The 25,387-nt window shown below is 46.7% G+C and carries 24 protein-coding genes; 12 read left to right on the forward strand and 12 right to left on the reverse strand.

The window, feature by feature from the left end; translation table 11 throughout:
* Positions 1 to 19: 19 nt before the first annotated feature.
* Positions 20 to 877, reverse strand: a complete 858-nt coding sequence (locus IC230_RS04690) for a sugar phosphate isomerase/epimerase family protein (RefSeq protein WP_191037789.1) — start codon at positions 875 to 877, stop codon at positions 20 to 22.
* 160 nt (positions 878 to 1,037) lie between these two features.
* On the opposite strand from IC230_RS04690, the gene IC230_RS04695 reads away from it, so the two are divergent.
* From IC230_RS04695 to IC230_RS04735, 9 genes are all read left to right on the forward strand, one after another.
* A complete protein-coding gene (locus IC230_RS04695; protein WP_191037790.1) occupies positions 1,038 to 1,592 on the forward strand; it encodes an RNA polymerase sigma factor in 555 nt (184 codons plus the stop codon).
* Positions 1,593 to 1,607: 15 nt separating this feature from the next.
* Positions 1,608 to 3,194, forward strand: a complete 1,587-nt coding sequence (locus tag IC230_RS04700) for a hypothetical protein (protein ID WP_191037791.1) — start codon at positions 1,608 to 1,610, stop codon at positions 3,192 to 3,194.
* A gap of 160 nt (positions 3,195 to 3,354) precedes the next feature.
* A complete protein-coding gene (locus tag IC230_RS04705) occupies positions 3,355 to 4,605 on the forward strand; it encodes a serpin family protein (protein WP_191037792.1) in 1,251 nt (416 codons plus the stop codon).
* Complete coding sequence (locus IC230_RS04710) at positions 4,605 to 5,051, forward strand: META domain-containing protein (protein ID WP_191037793.1); 447 nt, start codon at positions 4,605 to 4,607, stop codon at positions 5,049 to 5,051. Before IC230_RS04705 ends, IC230_RS04710 begins: the two co-directional genes overlap by 1 nt.
* Before the next feature lie 8 nt (positions 5,052 to 5,059).
* Positions 5,060 to 5,515: an META domain-containing protein gene (locus IC230_RS04715; protein ID WP_191037794.1), complete on the forward strand. Its 456-nt coding sequence runs from the start codon at positions 5,060 to 5,062 to the stop codon at positions 5,513 to 5,515.
* A gap of 2 nt (positions 5,516 to 5,517) precedes the next feature.
* Entirely contained in the window at positions 5,518 to 5,949 is a 432-nt protein-coding gene (locus IC230_RS04720; protein ID WP_191037795.1) for a hypothetical protein, read from the forward strand.
* A 133-nt stretch (positions 5,950 to 6,082) separates the two neighbouring features.
* Positions 6,083 to 7,378, forward strand: a complete 1,296-nt coding sequence (locus IC230_RS04725; RefSeq protein WP_191037796.1) for an LVIVD repeat-containing protein — start codon at positions 6,083 to 6,085, stop codon at positions 7,376 to 7,378.
* A gap of 8 nt (positions 7,379 to 7,386) precedes the next feature.
* Positions 7,387 to 7,965: a hypothetical protein gene (locus tag IC230_RS04730; RefSeq protein WP_191037797.1), complete on the forward strand. Its 579-nt coding sequence runs from the start codon at positions 7,387 to 7,389 to the stop codon at positions 7,963 to 7,965.
* 294 nt (positions 7,966 to 8,259) lie between these two features.
* Positions 8,260 to 8,451: a hypothetical protein gene (locus IC230_RS04735; protein ID WP_191037798.1), complete on the forward strand. Its 192-nt coding sequence runs from the start codon at positions 8,260 to 8,262 to the stop codon at positions 8,449 to 8,451.
* Between the two features lie 87 nt (positions 8,452 to 8,538).
* Here the strand turns inward: IC230_RS04735 and typA are convergent, their stop codons facing one another.
* Positions 8,539 to 10,353: a translational GTPase TypA gene (typA, locus tag IC230_RS04740; protein ID WP_191037799.1), complete on the reverse strand. Its 1,815-nt coding sequence runs from the start codon at positions 10,351 to 10,353 to the stop codon at positions 8,539 to 8,541.
* A 195-nt stretch (positions 10,354 to 10,548) separates the two neighbouring features.
* Positions 10,549 to 10,755, reverse strand: coding sequence for a hypothetical protein (locus tag IC230_RS04745; protein WP_191037800.1), 207 nt, complete (start codon positions 10,753 to 10,755; stop codon positions 10,549 to 10,551).
* Positions 10,756 to 10,836: 81 nt separating this feature from the next.
* Here IC230_RS04745 and IC230_RS04750 point away from each other — a divergent pair, with 81 nt between their 5' ends.
* Complete coding sequence (locus IC230_RS04750) at positions 10,837 to 11,250, forward strand: gamma-glutamylcyclotransferase family protein (protein WP_191037801.1); 414 nt, start codon at positions 10,837 to 10,839, stop codon at positions 11,248 to 11,250.
* Between the two features lie 81 nt (positions 11,251 to 11,331).
* On the opposite strand, the gene IC230_RS04755 is transcribed toward IC230_RS04750, so the two are convergent.
* The 9 genes from IC230_RS04755 to recF all read right to left on the reverse strand — a co-directional run bounded on the left by IC230_RS04755 (position 11,332) and on the right by recF (position 22,997).
* Positions 11,332 to 11,655, reverse strand: a complete 324-nt coding sequence (locus tag IC230_RS04755; RefSeq protein ID WP_223860264.1) for a hypothetical protein — start codon at positions 11,653 to 11,655, stop codon at positions 11,332 to 11,334.
* 87 nt (positions 11,656 to 11,742) lie between these two features.
* Entirely contained in the window at positions 11,743 to 12,177 is a 435-nt protein-coding gene (locus IC230_RS04760) for a hypothetical protein (RefSeq protein WP_191037802.1), read from the reverse strand.
* Between the two features lie 144 nt (positions 12,178 to 12,321).
* Positions 12,322 to 13,197, reverse strand: coding sequence for a dienelactone hydrolase family protein (locus IC230_RS04765; protein ID WP_191037803.1), 876 nt, complete (start codon positions 13,195 to 13,197; stop codon positions 12,322 to 12,324).
* Positions 13,198 to 13,363: 166 nt separating this feature from the next.
* Entirely contained in the window at positions 13,364 to 14,662 is a 1,299-nt protein-coding gene (locus IC230_RS04770) for a metallophosphoesterase (protein WP_191037804.1), read from the reverse strand.
* A gap of 124 nt (positions 14,663 to 14,786) precedes the next feature.
* Positions 14,787 to 18,221 (reverse strand): efflux RND transporter permease subunit, encoded by a 3,435-nt coding sequence (locus IC230_RS04775; protein WP_191037805.1) that lies wholly within the window; start codon positions 18,219 to 18,221, stop codon positions 14,787 to 14,789.
* 67 nt (positions 18,222 to 18,288) lie between these two features.
* A complete protein-coding gene (locus IC230_RS04780; protein ID WP_191037806.1) occupies positions 18,289 to 19,416 on the reverse strand; it encodes an efflux RND transporter periplasmic adaptor subunit in 1,128 nt (375 codons plus the stop codon).
* A gap of 18 nt (positions 19,417 to 19,434) precedes the next feature.
* The gene (locus tag IC230_RS04785; RefSeq protein WP_191037807.1) at positions 19,435 to 21,090 is read right to left on the reverse strand and encodes a TolC family protein; all 1,656 of its coding nucleotides are present in this window, start codon (positions 21,088 to 21,090) and stop codon (positions 19,435 to 19,437) included.
* Complete coding sequence (locus IC230_RS04790; RefSeq protein WP_191037808.1) at positions 21,077 to 21,709, reverse strand: TetR/AcrR family transcriptional regulator; 633 nt, start codon at positions 21,707 to 21,709, stop codon at positions 21,077 to 21,079. Before IC230_RS04790 ends, IC230_RS04785 begins: the two co-directional genes overlap by 14 nt.
* A 172-nt stretch (positions 21,710 to 21,881) precedes the next feature.
* Positions 21,882 to 22,997 carry a DNA replication/repair protein RecF gene (gene recF / locus IC230_RS04795; RefSeq protein WP_191037809.1) on the reverse strand — a complete coding sequence of 372 codons (1,116 nt, stop codon included), beginning with the start codon at positions 22,995 to 22,997 and terminating at the stop codon, positions 21,882 to 21,884.
* A 167-nt stretch (positions 22,998 to 23,164) separates the two neighbouring features.
* On the opposite strand from recF, the gene pdhA reads away from it, so the two are divergent.
* On the forward strand, positions 23,165 to 24,223 hold the full coding sequence (gene pdhA, locus IC230_RS04800; protein ID WP_191037810.1) for a pyruvate dehydrogenase (acetyl-transferring) E1 component subunit alpha: 1,059 nt from the start codon (positions 23,165 to 23,167) through the stop codon (positions 24,221 to 24,223).
* Between the two features lie 171 nt (positions 24,224 to 24,394).
* Complete coding sequence (locus tag IC230_RS04805) at positions 24,395 to 25,333, forward strand: ring-cleaving dioxygenase (protein ID WP_191037811.1); 939 nt, start codon at positions 24,395 to 24,397, stop codon at positions 25,331 to 25,333.
* The last annotated feature ends 54 nt before the right edge of the window (positions 25,334 to 25,387 follow it).

Consider the following 25,387-nt stretch of genomic DNA (forward strand, 5'->3'; position numbering starts at 1 on the left):
CGGATCTCTAAAACGATTGTTAACTAAACAGCGACCGTACAGTCTTGGCGTTCTCAACGTAACTTTCCAGCATCGGCTTATCTTTGGGAACGGCGCCTTCAATCTGTAACCATCCTGAATAGTCAATGTCGTACAGGACTCGTCTAACTTTTACCAGATCAACTTTACCCTTACCAAGCAGATAACCGTTCTCTTTCAGATGCACTTCGCAGATTCGATCTTTACCGAGATCACGAATTTCCTTAAAAATATCGTAGCCACCATCGGTTGAGTTACAGACGTCATAATAAACCTTTACAGCCGGTGATCCCACCGCATCCAGAATAGCGAGATGTTCAGGACCTGATAACCAGGATTCGATACCCAGTACGACACCCGCTTTCTCGGCTTTGGGGGCTACAGCTTTCAATCGGTCGATAACAGCCTGCGTTCCTTTCTGGTCATTCCGTAAGTCGTTGTTTGAAAAAAACGCCAGCAGTACGTTCTTCACACCCAGGGCATAGGCTACATCGACACTATCCTGCACCCACTGTTCCGTTCGGGGATCGGATTTATAGGGAATTTCGTTCAACAAACCAATGGCCAGTCCCCCGATAGAAACGCCCGCCTGTTGGGCCGCTTCTTTAATGGCTTGTTGCGTTTCTGGGCGTCGAAGGTGTTCCTGATCCGCTTTTGTGTTTAAACTAACCTGCACACCATCGAGACCAATCTGTTTTGCAACGGCAAAGCTCTTGATATCGCCCGCCGGACCAATTGACCAGTCGCAGGCCCCTATTTTGAAGCGGGCGTTAGCAGCAGAAGCCCGACCATACGTCGACTGGGTAATGGCTGCCAGCCCTAAACCCAGCGAACAACGTAATGCATCCCGACGATTCATGTATAAATTATGTTGTTTGGTGTATCAAAGGTACGTATCTATCAGGCATCTAACATTAATTATCGTATACGGTATATACTTTTGGAAAGAATATGATTTTTTTTCCTTTGGCTTACAACGGTTTGTTTATAAATGAGGTCATTGGAGTGTCAGCGTTGATATGCAGGATGAATACGCATTAGTAGAAGGATGCCGAAGGCAGGACCGGATTGTACAGCGACAGCTCTATGAGCGGTTTGCCGGAAAGCTCTTTGTCTTGTGTAAACGATACATAAAAGACCCCGATGAAGCCGAAGATGTTTTGCAGGATGCGTTCGTGAAGATTTATCGAAATATTGATTCATTTCGATTCGAGTGCCCACTGGAAGCCTGGTTGAAACGGATAACGATCAACACAGCCCTTAAACAGCTGAGAAAAGAGAAACCGTGGGATAATACCGCCGATGTTCAGGATCTGGCTCCCATATTGCCACAGGCCGATGAAAGTTTACCGACACTGAATTATAAATACCTGCTACAGCTTATTCAGGAATTGCCGCCCGGTTGCCGGACGGTGTTCAACCTGTATGCTATTGAAGGCTATAACCACCCGGAAATTGCCGAGATGCTCGACATTGCCGAGGGAACCTCTAAATCGCAGTATTCCCGTGCACGGATGCTGCTGCAACAAAAACTACAGTCGGATGGCCACCCTGCGCATGGTCACCCTCTATGAAGAATACGAAAACCTATGGATGAATTAGATAAAAACGTACCGGATGACTTTTGGCGAAAGGCTTTTGACGAAGCCGCCGAAACGCCACCCGCCCGCGTATGGGATACGATAGAGCATCGGCTGGATGAATCGAACGCTCCTAAGATTATTCCGCTTTGGGGCTTAGGACCCGCTTCTTCGCGACCAATCCTTTGGGGAACGGGTCTGGCAGCTGCTCTGGCGTTGCTAATAGTCGGTTGGTGGGTTATGAAAACACCTACAGCGAATCCATCCATTGCGCAGATTCAACCATCCAATTCAACAGAGAACGTAGCGATGGCACCCGCTACGCCGGAAAAATTGTCTGCAACAAAATCAGCTGATCAATCTGCCGACGTAGCAACATCGCTGAGTAAATCGTCAAAACTAGTAAAGCGTCCAGCCACTACGTCTGCCAGCCGGATGACCATACAAGTGCCATCTGTTAGCGGGACAAACGATGTGGGTGTGGCACAGATCATGGCATCGTCTAATCATAAACCTAACCCGTTACGTACGCAGCCAACGGCGGTTGCTACGTTTCATAATCCATCCATGCCAACCGTGACGGATGGATTCACGTCAGCAGTTAATCGTTTAGCCGTTAATTCGTTAACGACTGATCAGATTGCTGTTTCGGGCGATATGCAGGCACGCCAGAACGAGGCACAGGTTATTGAACAGCTAACCGGAAAACCGTTGCGGATGCGATCACAGGGACCAATCCAGCGAATTGTGTGGTTTCAACCTGCCGAGGAATTAGCAATAGAGCCAGAGCTTACGAAAGAAACGCGTAAGAAACGGGAGATGTGGGCTTCAGTGAGTGCCATGCCTAACGCGTTCAATCCTATGGTATCGGTACATTCCCCACCAAGTGCACTTAAGACGGTAGCTTCCAACGCGAATCAGGGATCGGTTAATAGCCGGGCGAGCTTTTCGATGGCTTACCAGGCTGGGGCAGGCGTTCAGCTCAATGAACACTGGTCGGTCGAGTCAGGGGTTGGGTATTTGGTCGGTCATTCAACCGTTGAAGCGCCAACTCAATCGGCTTCCTATGGTCTGATTGCCGGGGCAAACACGGATCGGAGTGCAACGGTGAGTAACTTATACGTGGACGCGCTACGTAGTAGTTCCAAGGCCTTGAGTGACGCTGCGCCAGCAAACTATGATGTACTTTCTACTAACAATGCGTACTTATCACAAAGTAGTAATTACACTAGCCAGGGACAGCAAATGCTGACCAATGACTACCAATATATGCAGATACCCGTTCAGCTGGGTTATCAACTACGGCCTCGGAAACGACTAAGTCTGGCGGTATTAGGTGGTTTGCTAACCAATATTTTTGTCCGTAATACCGTAGGCAGCGACGTAGTGGTTACAGCTAAAGACGGCGTTTATCGGCCAGTTTCTCTGGCGGCTACTATGGGGGCTCGTTTCCGTTATCGTCCACCGGGTCGCTGGTCGGCCTCGCTGGCCGGTATGTATCAGCCTTCCTTAGGATTGGGCACACAGACCGAGTCGCAGGTGCAAAGCCAGCCTACCTCAACAGGCATGAGTTTTGGCGTCGATTATCACTTTTAGGGTGCTCATGCCGACTAAGTAAAAAACTATTTTTTGTTAGAATATAAATACCTTTTCGATTGTTATCAGTTGATAGTTACATACCTCAAGAAAGAATAAGAAGATGATTTAACCTTTACACGCACAGGAGTGCTTTTTATTAATCTTATTATTCTGTGTTATGAAAACGACACTTTTTTCAACGTTAACGGCAGTCACAGCCAGCGTTTTGTTACTCGCGGTTAGCTGCAAAACATCGAATGTAGCACCTGACTCAACCCAAAATACGGGTACGGCTGGTGAGTTGCGGGTATCGGCGCCTTTTGCGAACCAAACCACCCAGTTTGCTTTTGACCTTACTAAGCGGGTGAGTACACAGGAAGGGCAGAATAACAATCTCTTTATCTCTCCACTCAGTTTGCATATCATGTTAGGGATGCTTCTGAATGGCGCCAACGGTCAAACACTTCAGGAAATCCAAAAAACATTGAAGCTGGATGCTCAAACACTGGCCGAAGCAAACCAGACGTATAGGAACCTAATGGAGAATTTACCGGGAGTCGATCCGCAGGTAACGCTAAATCTGGCTAACTCCGTCTGGTACCGAAATACGTTCACGGTTGAGAATTCATTTCAGGATTTACTGAAGCAGACCTTCAAGGCAGACGTATCGGCACAGAATTTTGACGACCCGGCAACGGTCGGCAAGATCAATAACTGGGCCAGTGAAAAAACCAATGGCAAAATCACCAAAGTGATCGATCAGATTCAGTCCGATAACGTCATGTTCTTACTGAACGCGCTGTATTTCAAGGGCGACTGGAAAACCCAGTTTGACCCTGGCAAGACAATCGATTCGCCTTTCAAACTGGCATCGGGTGGAACACCTACGGTACGTATGATGCGACTCAACACGACGCTGAAGCGTGGTTTTCGGTCGAATTATACCGCTTTTGAATTGCCCTATGGTTCAGACAAGTATGCGATGACGGTGTTGCTACCCGCAGAAAATACAACGGCGGATGCCTTGATCAACAGTCTCAGTAGCACTGAATGGGAGCAACTACAGAAGGATATGACCCTGGGGTCGATTGATATTGGTTTGCCTAAGTTTACCCTGAAGTACGAAATCAAACTGAACGATGCGTTGAGCACACTAGGTATGCCAACGGCGTTTACCAACCAGGCTGACTTTACGAAAATCAACGCAAAAGGGGGTTTAACCCTTAGCTTTGTGAAGCAAAATACGTTTGTTGCGGTAGACGAAAAAGGTACGGAAGCTGCTGCTGTCACAACAGGTGGCGTTTCAGTTGTATCTGTACAGGAACCAACGCTTTGTAACCGGCCATTTGTGTTCGTTATTCACGAAAAAACAACGGGAACAGTTTTATTTGTCGGTAAAATTGCGGACCCAACAAAAGGAAGTAACTGATGAAAGCATTGCTGCTAATGGCTGCTCTATTCGCTTCAACCGGTTTTTCGGGCTGTGAACGCGAGAAACCGGTGGAGCCTACACCTACCAGTGTTCAGGATCTGGTTGGAACCTGGACGTTAGTGGAGCCAAATGCGTACAAGGTAACGTTGGTAATTGATCCGATTCCTCAAACAACGCAGTTACCGTCTCCCTTGCCCACGTTCAACTTATCGGGGGAATCAGCAGTTAATCAGTACAACTCCGTTCTTACGTATCAGGCGTCTAATCAATCTCAAATTGCTATTTCTCCAATCGGTAGTACCAAAAAGGCGGGTCCATCAGAAGCGATGCAATTTGAACAAACGTATTACACGAACCTAAAAGCAGTGAATCGCTACGAACTGACGAACCAGAACCGGTTGAGATTTTACTACGACGGCGGTGTATTAGTGTATGAAAAATAAATAAACGAATGATTTTATCCCGCCTGCTAAGCGTCAGTATTGCTTTATTATTTCTAGGTTTAACAACCCGATGTGGAAAGAAAGAATCGGTTGTTGCTCCGAACATTGCCGCTCTAGTGGGTACATGGCAGCTCATTGAACCAGACTCGACTAACGGGGTAACCTTGCAGTTTGCATACGATAGCCGCAATCCACCCCAGGATATTACTCCATTTAATGTCAGTGGAAGAGCGGCTGTTAATGGCTATACACTACGATTATTCGCTACGCTAGACGGTACGATGTCAGCCGATAATTTAGGGTATACCGATATGGCTGGCTCACCCCAGGCTATGCAGTTTGAGCAAACGTATTTTGCCAGCTTGAATGCCGTTGCCCGTTTTGACTTACCAACTTCAGGACGACTTCGATTGTATCATGGCGGTAGTCAACCAGGGGTACTGACGTATAAAAAAGTAAATTGATTATGAAAACCTTACGCCTTAGTTCCTGTATCGTTTTTCTGATTCTACTGGTTTTTAGCTGTGAAAAACGTATCTGTGGCTGTGATTTCCCACCATCACCTTTAGTCGGCGACTGGACGCTCAACACCGTTACGTATGGTTTAACCCAAAAGACCGTTACGGCTGCTGAAGCAGGTTATAGTGAAAGCTTGTTTTACGATGGTATTATGAATAGCGGTACGTATCGCCAAACGCGTAACGGATTACCAATCCAATCTAGTTCTTATACACTTTCCTTTCCCAATGGAGGAAGCACTCAGGGAATTATTTATTACAAGCAGGATTCAACCGAGCAGTCGTTTCGCTTAGCGGATGGTAAATTGTATTTAACGGAGCGAACCCCGCAGGGAACTACTCTGGCTGATGGATCAACGTATGCGTATAAAAAACAATAATCAATTGCCCCTTTTTGTGTAAGATCAACATTGCCCGGCCGTAATCAGGACAGCCGGGCAATTTTTTTTAAACTCTTTCCAACGTTTTCATACGTGTAAGAATCTCGTGTATTACACCTCAACTCTTACGCGTATGAAAACCAATTATTTACTTCTTTTTCTTTCGTCTATTTTATGGCTGGCTGGTTGCACAGATAAATGCAAAGAAACCCGGACGTATCGGCGTTACACACCCGTTAATTATACCCTCGCGCAACTCAGACAGGGTGTTCACGTAGAAAATGCCCAGACGCTGGTTAATCCAGGGAAAATTTACACGAAAGATCAGTTTCTGTTCATTAATGAGCTGAAACAGGGGATTCATATCATCGATAACCGCAATCCGTCATCTCCCAAACCAGTGGCTTTCATCCGAATCCCAGGCAACGGCGATATGGCTATTCGCAACAATACGCTATATGCCGATAGCTATATGGACCTGGTTACGTTCGATATCAGCAATCTGGCTGCGATTAAAGAGGTTAGCCGCGTACCGAACGTATTTCCCAATGGCTCCTTTGAAGGTGGTTGGTGGAGTATGGACGCTACGAATCAGATAGTATACGACCAGAACGTTAGTTACGTAACCGAAACCATTGAGACAAACTGCGAGGAAAATGTTACGCCAACAGGCGGTTGGGGGTGGTTTACCACGGCTTTATCATCCAATGCCCAGTTCAGCTCGGCTGACAAAGCTGGCGGTTCGACAACGACCAATGGGGTCGCTGGTTCAATGGCGCGGTTTGCACTTTACAGTGATTACCTCTATACGATCAGTCAATCAACTATGCAGTTGTTCAACATAAAAGATCCGGCTAACCCCAAGATTGGCAATCAAATACAGTTGGGTTGGGGAATCGAAACTATTTTTCCCTACAAAGACAAGCTGTTTATTGGGTCCCAGTCGGGTATGCACATTTACAATAATTCCAATCCGGAGAAGCCTGAGCGTTTATCTGTTTTTCAGCATGCTCGTGTCTGCGATCCGGTCGTAGTGCATGATCATACAGCCTACGTAACACTACGTTCTGGTAATCAATGTGGTGGTTTCACCAATCAGTTAGACGTTGTTGACATTACCGATCTCGTTAACCCACGCTTGTTGAAAAGCTATCCAATGCGTAATCCACACGGGTTAGGTGTTGCTTATCCAAATCTATTCATTTGCGAAGGTGCTTATGGCCTTAAATCATTCAATATAAGCGACGTCATGAATATCGATCGTAATCTGCTTGATTACATTGAAGACCTGAATGCCTATGATGTAATTCCGCTGGAGAAATCTCTACTACTCATTGGCAAGGATGGTTTCTACCAGTTCGATGCCAGCAATCCGCGTCAGTTGCGCCAACTGAGTCATATTCCAATCAGCCGTCCAACCTATTACTGATCATCACTATGAAACGGCTATTGCTTTACCTGATCATGGCGTTCTCCGCTGGAAACGCTTCTGCCCAACTGTTTCCCCAACGACCCACTTACGTAAATTATACAGAAGTAGGGGGTTTATTCGGACGAGTACTATCAGGCCCTTCGACTACTCAGATCGTTGAAAATAAAGTTAGCTTAACCGCGCAGACCTTCAACGGCGTTCAGTTGACTCAGCGAGTAGCCGTAGGTGGTTTAGTAGGCATTGACTGGTACAAATCGGCTTTGCTGATGCCCGTTGGTGCAGGAATCCGCTACGACTTGATACGTTCAGAGCAGAATGTACGTTTGCTGGCTGTTGTGGATGGAGGCTACGGATTCGCCTGGCTTCATACGAATTCAACGGGCTATGATCTTAAGGGTGGCTGGATGATAAATCCCGGAATTGCTCTACGGGTCGGCAAACCATCATCATCCGCTTTTGTGATGTCGCTAACGTATAAGCGCCAGACCGCCGACGTTCAGAAGCCAATCGGGGGAAATGATATTCAGCGCGACGAAGCACGAATTTATAATCGCATGGCTATTCGTCTTGGCGTTAGCTTTTAAATGCATAGTCTATACCATGATTGGCTAATATATCGAACTAAATTTCGTTTTGGCTTGCAGATAATTCGGTTTCGTACAAACCATTGTGCATCGTTTTTGTTATCTTTTTAATAGTCATGTTCAATTTCTAAAATGGCATGGTATTAAGTTAAAGAGGTCGAGATTTTTTTAACTTAAAAAGAGTTCAGGATTTTATCTATAACCGTTTGATAATAAGTCGATAGAATGTAACGCTAGAGTTAATAAATTGGCATTGAGATTATCACACCTGAACAAAAAAATAAGCTTAACAATATGAAAAAAATTATTGTAGTTGTTATCGGTAGTTTGCTATTCATTGCCGGATATAGCTATACCCGCCGACAGGCTGAATACGCTGCTATTCAGAATTCAGTTATTAAACCTACCCAGGCTAAAATACCAGTATTACTCCCGTTTAAGTCACTACCTACTTTCGGAATTTCTACTGAACGAGGTCACGTTTAAAGTTAATTTACAGCGTAATCAACCAAAAAGACCCGTCGAGTGATCGACGGGTCTTTTTGGTTGATTATTGCCTAAGGACAGCATTCATTACGCCATCGCAAACTTGCTCGCATTACGTTTCCGTTCGTTCTCATCCAGGAAAATTTTACGAATACGTAACGCTTTTGGTGTTACTTCAAGGTATTCGTCTTTCTGGATATATTCCATGCATTCTTCGAGTGAGAACGTGATTTTCGGTGCAATTTTCACGTTGTTATCCGAACCGGAAGCCCGCATGTTCGTCAATTGTTTCGCCGTTTGTACGTTTACGACGATGTCATTCTGACGATTGTGTTCGCCAATTACCTGACCTGTGTAAATTTCATCTCCAGGCTCTACAAAGAATACGCCCCGATCCTGAAGTTTATCAATCGAGTAAGCTGTGGCTGAACCACTGGTCATCGAAATCAGTGAGCCATTGATCCGCTCAGGAATTGAGCCTTTGTACTCCTGGTATTCTTTGAACCGGTGACTCATTACGGCTTCACCAAACGTAGCAGTCAGTACGTTCGAGCGCAGACCGATCAACCCACGCGATGGAATCTCAAATTCAAGGTGCTGTAAGTCGCCTTTTGGCTCCATAATCAGCAATTCACCTTTACGCTGCGTGGCCAACTCAATTACTTTACCAGCTGTTTCTTCCGGTACGTCGACAACAAGCGTTTCGATCGGCTCTAACTTATGGCCATTTTCGTCTTCTTTGAACAATACCTGTGGCTGGCCAACCTGTAATTCGTAGCCTTCACGACGCATCGTTTCAATCAGAACCGACAAGTGAAGAATACCCCGTCCATAAACCAGGAAGCGGTCTTCACTATCGGTATTTTCGACACGGAGAGCCAGATTCTTTTCAATCTCCTTGTAAAGACGATCACGCAGGTGACGCGAGGTCACGAACTTGCCTTCTTTACCGAAGAATGGCGAGTTATTGATCGTGAACAGCATGTTCATCGTTGGCTCATCTACCGAAATACGGGTGATGGCTTCCGGGTTGTCGTAATCTGTCAGTGTATCACCGATCTCGAAATCTTCCAGACCCGTAACAGCGCAGATATCACCACACATGACTTCGGCCACTTTTTGCTTGCCAAGTCCTTCGAACGAATGCAGTTCTTTGATTTTTACCCGCTTTACCGAACCATCCGACTTAACTAGGCCCATGTTAGCGCCTTCTTTCAGCGTACCACGATGAACACGACCAATAGCAATCCGGCCAACGAACGCCGAATAATCAAGTGACGTGATTTGCATCTGCGGCAAGCCTTCATTCATAGGAGGGGCCGGAATGGTTGCAACAATCGTGTCGAGTAGATAGGTAATGTTATCGGTTGGTGTTTGCCAATCAGGCCCCATCCAGCCTTGCTTCGACGAACCATATACGGTTGGGAAATCCAGCTGATCTTCGGTTGCGCCGAGGTTGAACATCAAATCGAAAACCTGCTCGTGCACTTCGTCAGGGCGGCAGTTTTCTTTATCAACCTTATTTACGATTACGATTGGCTTCAGGCCCAGTTGCAGGGCTTTGCTCAACACGAAACGAGTTTGCGGCATAGCGCCTTCAAAAGCATCGACCAGCAAACAAACGCCGTCGGCCATTTTCAGTACGCGCTCTACTTCCCCACCAAAGTCACTGTGGCCTGGTGTGTCAATAATGTTGATCTTAACGTCTTTGTAACGAACCGATACGTTCTTCGAAACGATGGTAATACCCCGCTCGCGTTCCAGGTCGTTGTTGTCCAAAATCAGGTCGCCGAATTCCTGATTGTCCCGAAAGAGTTTGGACGCGTGAATAATCTTGTCAACCAGTGTTGTTTTGCCGTGGTCAACGTGGGCGATGATTGCTATATTGCGAATTGATTGCATACAAATGAAGCCTTAACAGTCTCTGGTTGAGTTATTGGTTTTGAGTTGTAACAGCCAGAGTCTGTTACCGCCATCTTTTCAAACCGCAAAGGTACGAAAAAATACACTGAAACACAGATTTTTACAACTAATTAAACGAAAAAAGGCCCGTCTAAGGGCCTGACTCTGATATAAATACAATTTCTTAACAATTGCTTAATGATTCGGGCAGCCGCAGGGGTTTTTCTTCCGAAAAAGACCAGTGTTAAACAACCCTCCGCGCTTTTGTTTGTACCCTTTTTTCTTACGACCAAAGATCGATGTTTCCGAAGCTTTGCTAGATGAAGAAGCCATCGTTTCCAGGGGAATCTCAACCAGCACAAGTGATGCGGCAAGCAGCAGAAGAATCTTTGTCTTTTTCATGTCCAGAACCTGTTTCTTTAGTAACGCAGAAATCGCTCTATTAGTCAGACCAAAATAGAAGATTTTTAGTTCAAAATCGATATGCTTACAGATTCAGACTATCTGATTGTTTATGGTACGTTACGTCCGGCATTTACAAATTCCTTTGCGCGCTATCTGCGTCAGCACAGTCAATACGTGGGTGAAGGGTCCTTTCCGGGTCAGCTCTTCGATTTAGGTAATTATCCAGGAGCCATTTATCAGCAGGATAGTCTTCAACTCGTTTGGGGAACAATGTATGACATCAGGCAACATAAACATACTTTACTGCCTTATCTGGATGATTATGAAGGCATCAATGAGCCGATTGGTCAATCCCATGAATATATCCGGACAATAATACCCGTTAGCTGGTCAGAAGGCTCATTTAATTGCTGGATTTATTTATACAACATGCCTGTTGCAGGGAAAAAAATTATTGGTTCTGGTGATTATGAGCATTACGTAGGTAGTTGATTATTGCAGGAGTTAGCCTATAACTAAAAGTACCGACCCTTGTAAGAGTCGGTACTTAATCCACCAGACTTAACTGGTCTTTTATCTTGGTCCGCGTGAACGGCCACCACCGTTATAACCTCCACCATATCCGCCACGAGCGCGTGGAGCACCACCACCGTAATTACGGGGTGAGGGCGAGTAATAACGGGGACGAACAACCACGGGCGGGCGATTTACGATCACGGGCGGGCGGTAATACCCATACGGACGATAGCCGTAGCCGTAATTGTAACCATACGGACGAGCCCCATAATAGCCAGGGCCATAGCCGGCACCTGTACTAACATAAGCAGGACCGCAACTCGCCAAAAGAACGACCAGCATCGCGGCCGTGAGCAAAGGCATTAATTTTATCGTTTTCATTTTACAGAATCATTACGTTGAACCATCTACTTATATAACGTCTAAACAAGGCTACTTGATAGCTGTTTAGCGAACAATTTACTTTTCCTACCAACGACGCCAGCCATTACCGTTACGTCCTCCACGGTGTCTGTAACCGTATCCATAACCCAGATAGGGACGAACAATTATTGGTGCGGGTGCTACGAAAACTGGCGGTGGGGGTGGAGCGATTACCACCCGGGGAGGTACAATGATTACCGGTGGCTGAGCAGGATAGGGTCGACCATACGGGTAATAACCATTGTAACCATTCGGATAATTGGGTCTGTAGCCGTTGTTGTATCCGTTTGGATAACGCTGGTCATAGCCATTCGGATAATTGGGGTCGTACCCATTCGAGCCATTCGGATAACCTGGATTATAGTTCGGATTCCCATTCGGGTATGTCTGATCGTAACCAGGGCCATACTGCCCGAAACTGACCGTAGCGATACCCAAGATCAAGCCAGCTAGTAGTCCACTCCATTTAACCGTTTTCATCGCTGTCGTAGGTTTTTAACCGATTTGTGATTTAGACAGATTATGAACCGAAACGTTTAATGGAAACGAGAAGAAAGCTGTTAAAGTTTAATTAAAAAGCCTGACCATCAGATAGTCAGGCTTTTATAATCAGCAGGATAAGTACTACGCTTTCAATTTATCTTTCAAATAATTTAGTGACAATTTGTAAGCGTCGGCGGTAGCTTCTTTGTTATAGACCGGGTTACTGGGATTAGCAAAACCATGCCCGGCATCATACATTTTTACCGTTACTTTTTTGCCGGCCTTCTGCATGTTTTCTTCAAACGTCTTGACCGACTCGGGCGTGATGCCTTTATCCTGGCTACCGAAAATTCCCAGAACATCTGTACTCAGCGTCTTCAGTTTCTCAACATCCTGCTCTGGACGTCCATAGTACATCACACAACCTTTTGCCTGTTTCCCTTCCATAATCGCCGATTGGAGCGAAAGCATACCACCAAAACACCAGCCGACACTGGCGAACTCAGCCTTTGGGCCAGCATAAGCAATGGCTCCTTTTTGAATACTGGTAAGCCGGTCTTTACTAGCAGCCTGCATTAGTTTTCCAGCTTCGGCAGGTTCAGTAGCTACCTTGCCATCATACATATCAACAGCCAGTACGTTCACATCCTTTAAGTCGTTGTAGAATGTTTCAGCCTGTTGCTTAATGTTGTCGTTTAATCCCCACCATTCCTGATAGACCAGCAGCCATTTGTCGGATGCTTTCTTAGATTTCAGCAAGAATCCATTAGCCGACTGTCCGTCGGGCGTTGAGAATTTGATCATTTCGCCCGCACCCGTATAGGTAAACGGGAGAGGAGCCGCGTGTAATTGCTGGAATGCCGGATCAGTAGCCATTGCCGACATGTCATTCGCAGAAAGCGGCCCGGCAGGCTTATGGCAGAGAGGAATGCTCGTCGCCTGAGGTTTTTCCATCGGCTTTAGATAAGACAGCAAAGACATAAAGAACGAAAGACCCGTAATAAAGATGATTTTCATGCGCGCTTGATGGTTAGTTGATTAACGTAACGGATTGCTTAGGTTATTGGTTAACGGACTGGCATTAAAAAGATAATTGGGTAAACTGTTGCTGTTCGCTTACAATTTACCCAATTACGTGATCAATCCGTAGCCTGGCCGGGCTGGCGCACCAGCGGCCAGGCTACTATGCTTTTACCAGTTCAAAAATTGTAATCTCCGGCAAAATTCCGACGCGACCGGGGTAGCCAATATAGCCATACCCACGGTTAACGTAAAGCCGTTGATTGCCTTCCTGATATAAACCCGCCCACTGTCTGTAAAAATACTGGGCTGGACTCCATTTTATGCCGGGCACTTCAACGCCAAACTGTGCTCCGTGCGTATGGCCACTAAACGTTACGTCGATATCGCTGTATTTCGGGCGTACTTCGGCATCCCAGTGCGTAGGATCGTGGGAAAGAAGAAGTTTTACGGGGTAATCCTGCGTACCCTGATATGCTTTCGCCAGATTGCCGGCACGTAATGCCGCTGGACCGAACCCGAGATTCTGAACGCCAATCAACGCAATCTTGTCGCCGTTCTGCTCCAGAATCTTGTTTTCGTCCATCATAATATTCCAGCCCATTTGTTTATGAGCTGCCACTACGTTCATCACATTCTGGCGTTCGGCCTGCGCGCTGGGCCACTGTACGTATTTGCCATAGTCATGATTGCCAAGGATTGAGTAAACACCCATTGGCGCTTTCAATTTATCAAATACGTCGATATAGCTGTTTACTTCCTCCGCATGAGTGTTGACCAGATCGCCGGTGAAAAATATAATATCAGGCTTTTGACCCAGCAGCATTTCCACGCCACCTTTCACCGCCGTTTTGTTGAAAAAACTACCTGAGTGAATATCCGAAATCTGGGCAATGGTCATGCCATTGAAACCAGAGGGCAGGTTTTTTAGCGGGAGTTTGATACGTCGAATCCGGTAATCGTGAGCACCCGACAAAATGCCCCAGGTGAAGCCAACTAACGGTACAGCACCAACGACTAAGGCCGTTTTCATTAAGAAATCAGACCGGGAGATCGCATCCTTCGGTATGCCATCCGCTGCGTTAGGAATGGTCTGCTGCGTGTTATCGACTACCGCTTCACGGACTTCCGGCTTGTAGAACAGCGAGACAACCCAGCGGAAAAACCGGCCGAGATCATCAATAAAAATGATTAGTACAGCAAAAACCTTTGAGAAATAAGGAATGGCAATCGCTGCCCAAAGGAAGGTGCGGAGCTGACGACTAATAGAATCGGGAGGCAAAAATTGCATGATTACGTACAACAGTAACGATACCACCGTAAAGCCCCAAAAAACGATAGCAATGATACGTTGCGTGCTTTCGGTAGCCGACCGACTCAACGTTTTAATCGCCTGAAAAACGTACCAGTCAATCAGGAGTAGAATAGCGGGAAGAATGAAAAACAACGCAGTACGATTCATTATGTGCAGTTTGAATAAGGAAATTGGATAACAGGGGGATTGCGTAAAAAGTTGATAAAAGAAATGGGTAATTAGGTATCTGTCAGACACCTTAATTACCCATTTCTTTCAAGTAAGCATTTTTCTATACCAGTTCTTCTTCCGGCTCTTCGACGTATTCCAGTGCAGGGTCTTTTTTACCAAACCACTTCATCCGGATACGTTCGTTGATCCAGTACATACACGGTACAATGACCAGGGTAAGGATTGTGGAGAACGTCAGGCCAAAAATGATCGTCCAGGCCAGAATATTCCAGAACACCGAACTATCGCCACCGACAATAATGTGCGGATCAAAGTTGCGGAAGAGGCCTACAAAATCGACGGTTATACCCAATGCCAGCGGAATCAGACCCAGTACGGCGGCCGAAGCAGTCAATAATACTGGTGTCAGACGAATACCACCGGCTTCGATGATGGCTTCCCGTAGCGGAATGCCCCGTCCCCGTAGCTCCTCGATAAATTCGATGAGCAGAATCCCGTTTTTCACTACGATACCGGCCAGAGCAATAATCCCGACACCCGACATGATGACTGAGAAATCTTTGTTGAAGACAACGAACCCAAGCAGTACACCAATCAGCGAGAACAGGATGGTTACGAAGATAATCAGCGGTTTTACCACTGAGTTAAACTGCGTGGCCATAATCAGGTAAATCAGCAGCATGGCAATACCAAAGGCCGACACCAGGAAGTTCATCGACTCGGCCTGATCTTCCTGTTCACCACCCATTTTAACGGTGTATCCGTTCGGAACATCCATCTCTTTGATAACGTCCTGAATCTGCGCCACAATCTGGTTGGCATTGAAGCCCGGCACTACGTCGGAACTTAACGTAACAAGCCGCTCCTGATTCTTCCGGTTAATCTGGCTGAAGGTTGTCGAATAGCTGATGTTCGTTACCGACGTAATGGGTACCTGCCGGAGCTGACCACCCATAACCATATCGCGGTATACTACGTTCAGACTCAATAACCGATCAATCTGGCTACGGTCGTCGGGTTTCAGACGAACCATAATCGGGTATTCATCCTTTGCATCCCGGAATTTTGATACTTCAAGGCCGAACAACGCCGTCCGAATCGCCAGAGCAACCTGACCCGACGAAATGCCTTCACGTTCAGCTTTGTCGCGGTCAATATCGACCACAATTTCGGGCTTGTTCGTAATCAGATCCGACTTCAACTGATCGATACCCTGAATACCTGCCTGACTGATTCTCTGCCGAACCTGTTTTTCTAACTTTTTCAGTTCGTCAAACTCTTCACCCGCAATCTCAATGGCAATTGGCTTACCGGTTGGAGGTCCGTTAGATTCCCGTTCTACCGAAATTTCGCTTCCTGGCAAGCCGATCATGGCTGACCGAACTTTAGCCAAAATTGAATCCGTCGAAATACCATGTCGCTCTTCGTTAGGTTTAAACGCAATCGTAACCTTCGATTTCTGCGGAGTCGCCGACCGGTCGGGATTCATTGGATCGCCCGCGTTTTTACCAACGTTTGAGATAACTGAGTTAACAATATCGGTAGCCTTCGTGTCGTCCAGCACCTTAAATACGCGCTTTTCAATCACTCTTGTCACCGAATCCGTTACGCGCGCATCAGTGCCAACGGGCATTACGTTGTAGACATAGACGTAATCCGGTTCACCGCTGGGGAAGAACAGAACTTTCGGTTTGGCAATACCAACAATGATAAATGTCAGGATTAACAGGCCAAATGCGCCGACAATAGCCAATACGGGACGCCAGCCGGTCAATATCCAGGAAATTAACCGACGATAACCATGCTTAAGCGCCGGTAACCAGCGATTCTGGAAGGGCACGATCAGTTTTGGCGTCAATACGTAGTGATTGAATACGTATAGAGCAATGAACAGTACGAACAGGTTGCCGATACCCCGGTCAATAACGTAGCCAATACCCGCCAGAACGGTCATGATAATTAGCGGACGTCTGATTTCGGCAAAGGTCTGTTTGTCTTCGTGATTGTCGTCTTCGTGCCGTTTCATGAACGTAACGGCGAACACCGGGTTAATTACATACGCCACAAACAATGAGGCAAACAGCGTCAGAATAAGCGTTAGCGGTAGGAATTTCATGAATTCACCCACAATACCCGGCCAGAAAAGGAGTGGGAAGAACGGTGCAATCGTGGTCAGCGTTCCTGATAACACCGGCACAAATACCTCACCCGCAGCGGCTTTTACCGCTTGTTTGATATCCCAGTCTTTGTTTTCATTGAACAGTCGGTGTGAGTTTTCGATAACCACAATGGCGTCATCAACAACCAGCCCTAACCCGAGCAGGAAGGCAAACAGCACCATGGTGTTTAGCGTGAATGAGGCTCCAACCATTGGTCCCAGAACAGGCATCAGCACGAAAGCCACCAGCGCCGAAAGCGGCACCGATAAGCCAACGAAAATGGCGTCGCGAACGCCCATGAAGAACATGAGCACCAATACCACGAAAATGAAGCCCAGCACAACCGTATTAATCAGGTCATTGACGTTTTCACGGGTACGTTCTGATTGGTCGGCCGTGATTTTAACGTCTAAGCCTTGTGGGAATCGCGTTTCTCTGTACTCTTCAATAGTTTTTTCGATACGGTCAGCAGCCGAAATTAAGTTGGCCCCGGCCCGTTTAATCACGTTCAGGGTTACAACCGATTTGTTGTTCAACCGGGCAAAATCCTGCTGCTCTTCAAAGTTATCGCGTACTTCCGCAATATCGCCCAACCGAACGGTAGCACCTGTGGCGGTACGTACCTGCAGGTTCTGAAGTTGCGTAACGTCCGTAAACTCGCCTTTCACACGTACTGTCCGGCGAACACCGTCCACATTCAATTCTCCGCCTGATACGTTAACGTTTTCGCCCTGAATAGCCTGCTGAATATCACTAAAGGCCAGCCCTGCCGACTGCATACGTGGCAAATCGACGTTGATCTGAATTTCACGCTCCAGGGCGCCGACAATATCCACGCGCCGAATTTCGGGCATTCCTTCAATGACATCCTGCAAATCTTCCGCGTATTCTTTCAGTTGCTTCAGCGAAAAATTACCGGCCATGTTGATATTCATGATCGCCATTTCTGAAAAGTCTACATCCTGCGCTGTAGGCCCAGAATCCAGTTTTTGTGGCAGATCGGGTTTGGCTTTATCAATCGCATCACGAACGCGCTGCAACGCTTCAGCCGATTGTACGTCGGGGTTAAACTCGACGAGAATGACCGATACGTCCTGTAAAGCATTCGATTTGATCCGTTTAACACCCGAGATCGACTTTAACTGCTTCTCGATCTGCTTGTTAATCGTATTCTCGATATCGGCAGGAGCCGTGCCAACATACACGGTGTTGATATACACCTGTGGTATCTTGATGTCGGGGAACTGCTCCTTCGGCAGGTTATTGTACACGAACAGCCCACCGAGTGTGATCAGGAAGGTGAAGATGTAAATCGCCGTCCGGTTTTCAACGCACCAGTTGGTGAATCCGAGGGTTTTATACTGTTCAAATTTCATAAAATAAGTCGTTAGTTATCAGTCGTCAGTCGTCAGCCACTAATGACTATCGACTGACGACTATTGACTAAAAATTGATAGGTTGCCCGTCCACTAAATCCTGATAACCAGCCGTAACGATCTGATCGCCCGACTGTAACCCTTGCGTCACTTCAATTTTACCGCCGTATGACTGACCGGTTTTAATCGGCTTCGCCTTCGCTACTTTCTTACCACCTTCATTGACGGCTACGTAGACCAGCTTGCCATTTTCCGTATCCTGAATCAGGTTTTCGTTGATGACAATCGCTTTAGCCTGCGTCTTGTCGTTGATTTTGATGCGAGCCAGCATATTGGGTTTCAATACGTTATCGGAAGGTAGTGGCGCTTCGATGGTAAAGGTCCGGGTGGACGGGTCCACGATGGTGGCCACGAACGATATATGCGAGTTGAGTTTCTTGTTCAAATCGGGAAAATCGATGGTTACCGCATCCCCTTTATGAACACTGCCCGAATACGTATCGGCCACTTTTGCAACGACTTTCAACTGCGACAGATTCACAACCCGAACGAGGCCCATACCCGGTGCTGCGGATTGACCAACCTTGATAATTACCTGATCGACAACGCCCGAAATGGGCGCCGTTACGGTCGACTGACCCAATTGCGCGTTCAATGTTGATAATCGGCGTTCGAGCGATTCTTTGTTGTTTTTCGCCTGCAGGTACTGAATCTCTGTACCGATCTGCTGTTTCCACAGAGTCGCCTGTTTTTCAAAAACCGTGTTGGCCAACGAAAGCTGCGTTTTTACTTCCGAAACTGACTCGCGCAGAAGCTGATCATCGACTTTGGCAATGGGTTGTCCAGCCCGTACATTATCGCCTTCTTTCACATAAACCGCCGTGACAACACCACCCGATTTAGGCGATACCTGTACGTTGTTTTTCGCGTCAATCGTGCCCTGTAATTCCACAAAGTGTTTGAACGTACTGGACGATAGGGGAGCAACCGTTACCTCTTTCACGCGGGCATCTTCAGCCTTTTTCGGATCAAGTTTCGCCAACTCGCCTTCCAGCGTTTTAACCTTTGTATTCAGTTCGGTTTGCTGCGATTTCAACTCGGCGAGTTCATCACGTTTGCTTTGTAGGTCGTTCTTCTTTTCCTGTGAGCAGGCAGCTAAAAGGCTCACAAGGGCAATAGCGTAGTATGGTTTCATTTTGACTGTTTTTATATTTTAGTTTCCTACATAGAGCCGGCCAAGAGACCGATCCTGATCTACTTTCGCGATTAAAAAATCATAGAGCGATGAGAAGTAGTTGGTTTGTGCCTCGCGGAGCGATGCTTCTGCGTTCTGCACTTCAATACTTGAACCAACGCCTTCTTTGTATTTGATCTGCGATACACGAACAATTTCCTGCGCCAGATCGCGGTTACGTTGCTGGGTTTGCAGCGTTTGCAAACCGTTGTTCAGGGTAATGCTCGCCTGCCGGATTTGCAGATCGATCGAGTTACGTAACAGTTCACCATTATTTTGAGCCTTCTGCAACGTAATGCGCTTCTGCGCGATTTGATACCGCTTCTGAAACCCATCAAAAATGGGTACCTGTAAACTCAGACCTACCGTTCCGAAGTTAAGCCAGGGAGCAGTAATCAGCTGGCTGAAAACGTTACGGCCACTATTATAGCCGTAATTGGCAAATCCAGACACCGATGGGTAATAGCCTTTCTGTGTCAATTCGATATCCTGTTCAGCCAGTTTGATCTGCGTTTCCAATGTGGAATATTCGATCCGGCTTTGGTACTGAAATGTGGGATCAGGCGAAATCAATGGCCGCAAATCCTCAACAGAACGATCCTGAAGTTGCTCCGACAAGGCGATTTCATCATTAACGCCCAAACCCATCTGGAACTTTAGCAGGGTGTAACTCAACTCAATCAGATTCTGTACGTTCTGCCGTTCGGCGCGCAGGTTGTTAGCTTGCACCTCCAGCCGTTGCACATCCAGCTTTTCGACGAATCCCTGCTGGTTCATCGCCTTCGTTTCATTGAACAATGTATCCAGACGGCCAATGTTGTAATCCAGCAATTTAGCTCGTTCTACGGCAACCAACACTCCGTAATAGGCTTTGGCGACCTGCTCAGCCACGGTTACCTTGCTAGACTGCAGATTCCGCTGAGCCAGTTCACGATACGTAGCGGCTGCCCGCAAACCAACATTTAAGCTGGCGCTATAGATAACCTGATTTAAGTTGACGGTTGCATTACCTGCATAATTCACTCCAAACTGAACCGGTACGGCAGGCGCATCCGGTGACGCATTTTGATCGAAAAAGTTAGCTGGTAAAAACGCCCGCTGGATAATTAGGTTATCGGTGAGCGAAGCACTACCGGCAACCTGAGGCAAGGCCCCAGCTTTCGTTTCCTTGATACGTGCTTCGGCGCTTATAGCATCGAGTTGACTGTTCCGTACATTAACATTCTTTTGAATAGCAAAGTCAATTGCTTCCTGTAATGTAAAGGACTTACCATTAGATTGTTGATTTGACGGACGTAGTCCCGTTGGTGCAAGTCCTAATCCCGAATTGAAATTCGAAATAACGTTAGGCTGAAGATTCACCGGCCCAGTCGCTGGATTCAAGGAAGGAACTGCACCAGCTGCACTAGTATTTGGCTGCCCAGGTACGACAACACCCGTTCCTGGCGTAACACCCGGCTCTGCTACGACGGCACCCGTACCAGCGGGCTGCTGTGCTCCAGGTTGCTGACCACTCCCGGCCGCTCCCGTCGGCTGCTGCCCAACCGAGGGTTGTGTGGGCACCTGTGCCACCACCCTTAGCCAACTTGTCGACAGACAAAGCGCAGCAATCAAGAGTGTACTATTTCTTTTCATAGACAGATAGATTGTACTCATTATTCGGGTTAACATACTGATTGTAAATGGTGAAGCCTTTCTCGGTCAGCATACCTCGTATGAAATGATGCATCAGTTCATACTGAATTTCGGGCATGGTGTACTGATCCGTTGGAAAGATGTCGTTATTAAATGCCAGCTCTATTTGTTCGACGCGTAGCCGAGCTAAAATAGCTGGATTTATGTCAGATCGATATAGTCCTTGAGAAACACCTTTTTGGATATTTTCAAGAATAGATCGCATAATTTCGCCTTCTTTATATTGTCTAAACTGTGCAAAAGCCTGTGGATAATGCCGTTTCAGATCAATCAACAGATTCGGGCTGACCTGGTCGGCATGTTTCTGTATCATCGCTATCACGTGCATGATTTCTTCTATGGGATTGTCGGCTTCGATAGCCATACACATCATTTCTGACTGATCTCTACCCATTTTAGTCTCGATCACTTGGGATAAAATCTGCTCTTTGTCGCTGAAATGCTGATATATTGTCTTCTTTGAAATACCCAGCTGTTTAGCAATGTCTTCCATCGTTACAGAACGAATCCCATATTTCCAGAACAAGCGCTCAGCCTCTGCTAATATTCTTTCCTTCATTAAGTAAAATAGAACTTTTGCAGGATGAACTTCGGAAACTCAAATATAGTTCTGAGTTTCCTATACATTTTAACATTAAATGATGAACGGCCTAAAAACTGGCGTGAAACGACCGATTATGCCGATGAACCTGTGAGGCTTAAAACCCGAATTGGGTCATTTGAGGGGTTGATTAACCGCCAATCTCATAAAAGCGGACATCGGCTTTCACGGAGTTGAGCAGTTCACGAGTACGCTCCGGACGGGCGTCTGTAATAAAGAGCTGGCCAAACGCACCTTCTTCCATTCGCTGGATCAGCTTGCTAATACGTCGGTCATCCAGCTTATCGAAGATATCGTCTAGCAACAGAATGGGTTTAATTCCCTTCTCAGATTCCAGAGAATCGAACTGGGCTAGTTTCAGCGCAATGACAAACGTTTTTTGCTGCCCCTGCGACCCAAATTTTTTCAGTGGTACAGATTGGCCGCTGCCATCGCCGATCAGAAATGAGTAATCATCTTTATGAATACCCATGGTGGTACGTTGCAGCACCGTATCGCGTCGACGAAAATGCCGGAATTCCTCCGCAAAATTCGGGTCACTCACTTCCGACTCATACACAATACTCACAATCTCGCGCTCATTGCTCAAATAGGCGTAGTGCTCCCGAAAGCCCGGTAAGAATTCTTCGACAAACTGTTTCCGACGGTCGTGGATTTTCTGTCCCAAGTCGAGTAGAGGAATGTCATACGTATCAAGCATGTCATTGTCGACCTGATTCCGCTCCGCAAAAAGTTTGAGCAGACTGTTACGTTGCTTCAGCACCTGCTGATACATCAGGTAATCCCGCAGATAATTTGGATCGAGTTGTGAGAGCACTCCATCGAAAAAATGCCGCCGGTCTTCACTGTGTTCGCGGACAAGATCGGTATCGTTCGGTGCAATCAGTACGACCGGAAACCGACCAATGTGTTCGCTGATTCGTTCATAGGGCTTTTTATCAGCCATAATCACTTTGCGCTGACCACGTTGTAGACTGATGGTAATCTGTACCCGGGTTGGCTGACTATGGTGTTCGTCTTCCTCGAAAATGCCATCAATGATAAAATAGTCGGCATCATGTAAAATACTGAATGCGTCCTGGTTCTGGAAAGCACTTTTACTAAGCGCCAGAAAATAAACAGCGTCTAACAAATTGGTTTTACCACTGCCATTGGGGCCTACAATTACGTTTATCTGCCGCCCAAACACGTATCGTCCGTCCTCATAGTTCTTAAAATTGGTCAGGCTAAGTTTTTCGAGATACATAGATGTAGCGGATAACGCGATAATGCGTAATTTCGCGGCAGTCCAATACAGAAGACTCTGTATTAACTAACGTTTTGGTATTGGCAACAAAGATACGGTCGGTTTGTTAGGTTAATAGGCCTAAGGGCAGTACAAGCGATTGCTGATTTTATCGAACTTCATTCCTCATGGCAAGCGTCAAAGAGAAATCTGAGCGGGGAACCGCCAAACAAAATGGAAAGGCTCCGGAAGCCGCGAAAACGCAGCATTCGAAAGAGCGGTATATGTACTGGTATGAATCCATGCAGCTGCAACGGAAGTTTGAAGAAAAAGCCGGGCAGTTATATGGTCAACAGAAAATCAGAGGATTCTGTCACCTTTACATTGGTCAGGAAGCCTGTTCATCGGGCTCCTATTCGGCTTTAACAAAAGACGACAAATGGATCACTGCCTATCGCGATCACGGCATCCCGCTTGCGCTGGGCTCCGATCCAAAAGCTATAATGGCTGAGTTATTTGCCAAACAGACGGGTTCGTCGAAAGGCAAAGGCGGTTCGATGCACATCTTCGATAAGTCGGTAAACTTTGTGGGTGGCCACGGGATCGTTGGTGCTCAGATTCCGATGGGCGCTGGAATTGGTCTCGCTGAGAAATATAACAAGACGGGTAATCTCTGCATTACGTTCATGGGCGATGGGGCCGTTCGCCAGGGCGCTTTGCACGAAGCTTTCAACATGGCTATGCTCTGGAAAATACCGGTCATTTTCGTTGTTGAGAATAATGGCTACGCCATGGGGACATCTGTTGCTCGCTCGTCGAACGTAACGGATTTGTACACGATTGCCGAAGCGTATGACATGCCTTCCGAACCGGTTGATGCCATGAGTGTCGAAGCGGTTCATGAAGCCGTCAGTCGTGCTGCTGAACGGGCTCGTGCTGGCGAAGGTCCAACTTTCCTGGAGTTCCGCACGTATCGCTATCGCGGCCATTCGATGTCTGATCCTCAGAAATACCGCAAGAAGGAAGAAGTTGAAGAGTATAAAATGCGCGATCCGATCGAGCAGGTGAAAGCCGCTATTTTGGAAAAAGGTTATGCCTCGGAAGAGGACCTGGCTGCTATTGATCAGAAAATAAAAGGTATTGTGGACGAGTCTGTTCAATTTGCAGAGGAGTCTCCCTATCCACCTGCCGAAGAAGCTTACAAAGACGTGTACATGCAGAAAGATTATCCATTCTTAACTGAGTAGATAGCACCCTTTGTTGAGTTTTCCTTTTTTAGGTTCAATTACTTTGAGGTAAACAAAATGTCCAGGATAAATTTCCTGGACATTTTTATTTGAACTATTCGCTATTATTAGATGTATGTACATTAAATGTTGATACAATAAATTAATTTAACCTTTTTCACTTTCAAGATTATGGAAACGCTCATCAATGGTCTTCATCACGTAACGACGTTAGCTGGCGACACACAACGTAACGTTGATTACTACACCGATATTCTTGGTCTTCGTTTGGTTAAGAAAACCGTCAACTTCGATGCACCGGATGTATACCATCTTTATTATGGTAATGAAACGGGTTCGCCCGGTACGATTCTGACGTTCTTTCCTTATGGAAATTTACCCCGCGGTCGGAAAGGCGTTGGTCAATTGACGTACACCGCTTTTTCTGCACCGACGGCTTCGCTACGTTTCTGGATGGATCGACTGCACGAACGTAACATTCCGTATGCTGGTCCTTATAAGCGGTTCTCCGAAACGTATGTGCGGTTTGAAGATTTCGACGGTATGGGTATTGAGCTTGTCTTTACCGACGATGACCAACGTCCCGGTTGGGAGAACGGTCGAATTCCGGCGGAGTTTGCCGTTCGCGGTTTTCATACCGTTACGTTAAACGAACTGAATCCTGATCGGACGGTGAAACTATTGACGGAGATTATGCAGCATACGCTGGTAGGGGAGGAGGAGGGCCGGTTCCGGTTCAAAGCTGGTAACGGTGGTCCGGGAAATTATGTAGACGTGTTGCATTCGCCGAAAGATGTACACGCTCTGCAAGGCGCAGGTTCAGTCCACCACGTTGCTTTCTCGACTGATTCAGATGATACGCAATTGATTATCCAACAACAGCTGGCAGAGTCGGGTTATCACGTAACGCCGGTTCAGGATCGCAATTATTTCAACAGCATTTACTTCCGCGAACCGGGTGGAATTCTGTTTGAAGTAGCCACGAATCCACCCGGTTTTACGGTCGATGAGCCGCTTGCCGAATTGGGAACAGCGCTGAAATTGCCTTCTCAATATGAACCTCGACGGGCAAAAATTGAAGCTGAGTTACCCGAGATAATCGTTAAATAAATAATGATACTGTCTTGTCATTCCGACGAAGGAGGAATCTTCTGGTGAGGCAAT

This window comes from Spirosoma validum (assembly GCF_014699035.1).
Lineage (GTDB): Bacteria > Bacteroidota > Bacteroidia > Cytophagales > Spirosomataceae > Spirosoma > Spirosoma validum.